Annotated in this window: 22 tRNA genes and 1 rRNA gene; all 23 read left to right on the forward strand. The window is 50.7% G+C overall.

What is annotated here, in order from left to right:
* Positions 1-103, forward strand: a 5S ribosomal RNA gene (rrf, locus tag AC58UW_RS33170); the annotation flags it as partial.
* Positions 104-151: 48 nt separating this feature from the next.
* A tRNA-Ile gene (locus AC58UW_RS33175) sits at positions 152-228 on the forward strand.
* Positions 229-257: 29 nt separating this feature from the next.
* A tRNA-Ala gene (locus AC58UW_RS33180) sits at positions 258-333 on the forward strand.
* A 3-nt stretch (positions 334-336) separates the two neighbouring features.
* Positions 337-409: transfer RNA gene (locus AC58UW_RS33185), tRNA-Asn, on the forward strand.
* A 20-nt stretch (positions 410-429) separates the two neighbouring features.
* A tRNA-Ser gene (locus tag AC58UW_RS33190) sits at positions 430-518 on the forward strand.
* Between the two features lie 20 nt (positions 519-538).
* Positions 539-615 (forward strand) — tRNA-Met (locus AC58UW_RS33195).
* A gap of 12 nt (positions 616-627) precedes the next feature.
* A tRNA-Ser gene (locus tag AC58UW_RS33200) sits at positions 628-716 on the forward strand.
* A 22-nt stretch (positions 717-738) separates the two neighbouring features.
* Positions 739-813 (forward strand) — tRNA-Glu (locus AC58UW_RS33205).
* A 26-nt stretch (positions 814-839) separates the two neighbouring features.
* A tRNA-Val gene (locus AC58UW_RS33210) sits at positions 840-915 on the forward strand.
* Positions 916-938: 23 nt separating this feature from the next.
* Positions 939-1015 (forward strand) — tRNA-Asp (locus AC58UW_RS33215).
* Positions 1016-1032: 17 nt separating this feature from the next.
* Positions 1033-1108: transfer RNA gene (locus AC58UW_RS33220), tRNA-Thr, on the forward strand.
* Between the two features lie 26 nt (positions 1109-1134).
* A tRNA-Tyr gene (locus AC58UW_RS33225) sits at positions 1135-1216 on the forward strand.
* A 21-nt stretch (positions 1217-1237) separates the two neighbouring features.
* Positions 1238-1310, forward strand: a tRNA-His gene (locus tag AC58UW_RS33230).
* 12 nt (positions 1311-1322) lie between these two features.
* Positions 1323-1394 (forward strand) — tRNA-Gln (locus AC58UW_RS33235).
* Between the two features lie 10 nt (positions 1395-1404).
* A tRNA-Lys gene (locus AC58UW_RS33240) sits at positions 1405-1480 on the forward strand.
* 19 nt (positions 1481-1499) lie between these two features.
* A tRNA-Leu gene (locus tag AC58UW_RS33245) sits at positions 1500-1579 on the forward strand.
* Positions 1580-1616: 37 nt separating this feature from the next.
* Positions 1617-1688, forward strand: a tRNA-Gly gene (locus AC58UW_RS33250).
* Between the two features lie 4 nt (positions 1689-1692).
* Positions 1693-1763 (forward strand) — tRNA-Cys (locus AC58UW_RS33255).
* A gap of 15 nt (positions 1764-1778) precedes the next feature.
* Positions 1779-1864: transfer RNA gene (locus tag AC58UW_RS33260), tRNA-Leu, on the forward strand.
* Positions 1865-1885: 21 nt separating this feature from the next.
* Positions 1886-1962 (forward strand) — tRNA-Arg (locus AC58UW_RS33265).
* 5 nt (positions 1963-1967) lie between these two features.
* Positions 1968-2046, forward strand: a tRNA-Leu gene (locus AC58UW_RS33270).
* A 5-nt stretch (positions 2047-2051) separates the two neighbouring features.
* A tRNA-Pro gene (locus AC58UW_RS33275) sits at positions 2052-2125 on the forward strand.
* A 12-nt stretch (positions 2126-2137) separates the two neighbouring features.
* Positions 2138-2208 (forward strand) — tRNA-Gly (locus AC58UW_RS33280).
* Positions 2209-2627 lie beyond the last annotated feature (419 nt).

The raw sequence follows: 2627 nt of genomic DNA on the forward strand, positions 1-2627 counted from the left end.
CGGAGGGGACCCACGCGTTCCCATCTCGAACACGACCGTTAAGCCCTCCAGCGTCGATGGTACTTGAACCGCAGGGTTCTGGGAGAGTAGAACGTTGCCAAGCAGTACCCCTTGTGGGTGTTTTTCAAATCCATTAGACTAGTTTTAATATTGGCCCTTAGCTCAGCTGGTTAGAGCGCACCCCTGATAAGGGTGAGGTCGGTGGTTCGAGTCCACTAGGGCCAACCAATTCTTTTTTGATTCTAGTCAAGTCCTAAGGGGCCATAGCTCAGCTGGGAGAGCGCCTGCCTTGCAAGCAGGAGGTCAGCGGTTCGATCCCGCTTGGCTCCACCATATTCCCTGATAGCTCAGTTGGTAGAGCACTCGACTGTTAATCGAGTTGTCACAGGTTCGAGTCCTGTTCGGGGAGTCTTAACCACATAAATACTAGGAGAAGTGTCCGAGCTGGCCGAAGGAGCACGATTGGAAATCGTGTAGGCGTCACAAGCGTCTCGAGGGTTCGAATCCCTCCTTCTCCGTTTCTTATAAAAGACATTATGGCGGCGTAGCTCAGCTGGCTAGAGCGTACGGTTCATACCCGTAAGGTCGGGGGTTCGAGCCCCTCTGCCGCTACCAGTTCGTTATAATGGAGAGATACCCAAGTGGCTATAAGGGGACCCTCTGCTAAGGGGTTAGACTGCGTAAGTGGTGCGAGGGTTCGAATCCCTCTCTCTCCGTTGATATACTTTCATTAAGCATGGCCCGTTGGTCAAGTGGTTAAGACACCTCCCTTTCACGGAGGTAACAGGGGTTCGAGTCCCCTACGGGTCACCATTTTTACTTTAGAATTTCATTCCCATGGAGGCTTAGCTCAGCTGGGAGAGCATCTGCCTTACAAGCAGAGGGTCGGCGGTTCGATCCCGTCAGCCTCCACCATTCATGTTCAACTTTATAAATGTGGAGCCGTGGTGTAGAGGCCTAACATGCCTGCCTGTCACGCAGGAGACCGCGGGTTCGAATCCCGTCGGCTCCGCCATTATAACTATTGAATATGCCGTTGTAGCTCAACTGGTAGAGCAACTGACTTGTAATCAGTAGGTTGGGGGTTCAAGTCCTCTCGACGGCACCAGAATTCCCATATTGGCTTTACATCATGGAGGCTTAGTGAAGTGGCTAAACACGGCAGACTGTAAATCTGCTCTCTCCGAGTTCGGTGGTTCGAATCCATCAGCCTCCATATCTTTATCTTTCTAATGCGGCGGTCGTGGCGAAGGGGTTAACGCACTGGTTTGTGGATCCAGCATTCGCGGGTTCAAGTCCCGTCGTCCGCCCATTACTACCATTGGGGATTAGCCAAGCGGTAAGGCAACGGACTTTGACTCCGTCATGCCAAGGTTCAAATCCTTGATCCCCAGTTTCTTTCATGAGTCATTAGCTCAGTTGGTAGAGCACCTGACTTTTAATCAGGGTGTCGTAGGTTCGAATCCTACATGACTCACCATTTGCCTTATTTACAGCATGCGCGTATGGCGGAATTGGCAGACGCACTAGACTTAGGATCTAGCGGGCGACCGTGGGGGTTCAAGTCCCTCTACGCGCATCTTTCCTCAAAAATATTTGAGGAACCCCATTATCATGCGGAAGTGGCTCAGGGGTAGAGCATCGCCTTGCCAAGGCGAGGGTCGCGGGTTCGAATCCCGTCTTCCGCTTTTTGGCGCTATAGCCAAGTGGTAAGGCAGAGCTCTGCAAAAGCTTTACCCCCAGTTCGAATCTGGGTAGCGCCTTCTGCCTTTAAGCAAGCCGGAGTGGCGGAATCGGCAGACGCACAGGACTTAAAATCCTGCGATAGGTGACTATCGTACCGGTTCAAGTCCGGTCTTCGGCATTATTTACCTTAATTTCATACGCGCCCTTAGCTCAGCTGGATAGAGTATTTGACTACGAATCAAAAGGTCGGGAGTTCGAATCTCTCAGGGCGCGCCACATAAGCCGGCGTGGCGGAATGGCAGACGCGCTCGACTCAAAATCGAGTTCTAACGAGTGGAGGTTCGAGTCCTCTCGCCGGTATATTTCGGGACGTAGCTCAGCTTGGTAGAGCACCTGCTTTGGGAGCAGGGGGTCGCATGTTCAAATCGTGTCGTCCCGACTTTTACATCACGCGGGTGTAGTTCAATGGTAGAACTTCAGCCTTCCAAGCTGGTAGCGTGGGTTCGATTCCCATCACCCGCTTTAAGCAAGATGACCACCTTCGGGTGGTTTTTTTTGTTTTAGCGGAGGGAAGAGAAGCCACACTACATACAAATAAGAGAACTCTAGGACGCTATTTCAGCGAAATTAGCTCTTTCAGCTAAGTAGTGGAACTACGGTCCTCTATTTTATTATTTTAGCCAGCTAATAAGCCCATTTAGCCGAAATAGGAGCCTGTAGTTCCCCACAGCCACCTAGACCTCTTCATTTCCGTAGAATAGTGAACTGTAGTTCCCGCGGTGGCAATTATTTTCAGATCATTCCCTTCATATTGGAGTTCATTGATTCTGTCGGTCCGACCCCCTAATTCCGGAGAGTTACTAGCGAAAGTAACGATGCTCTTAGAAATCCTTTGTTTCTCTCTTCTTTCCGTTCGTTTTCATCTTTTAGACGGCTCGAAT

The organism is Paenibacillus sp. J22R160 (assembly GCF_059692135.1).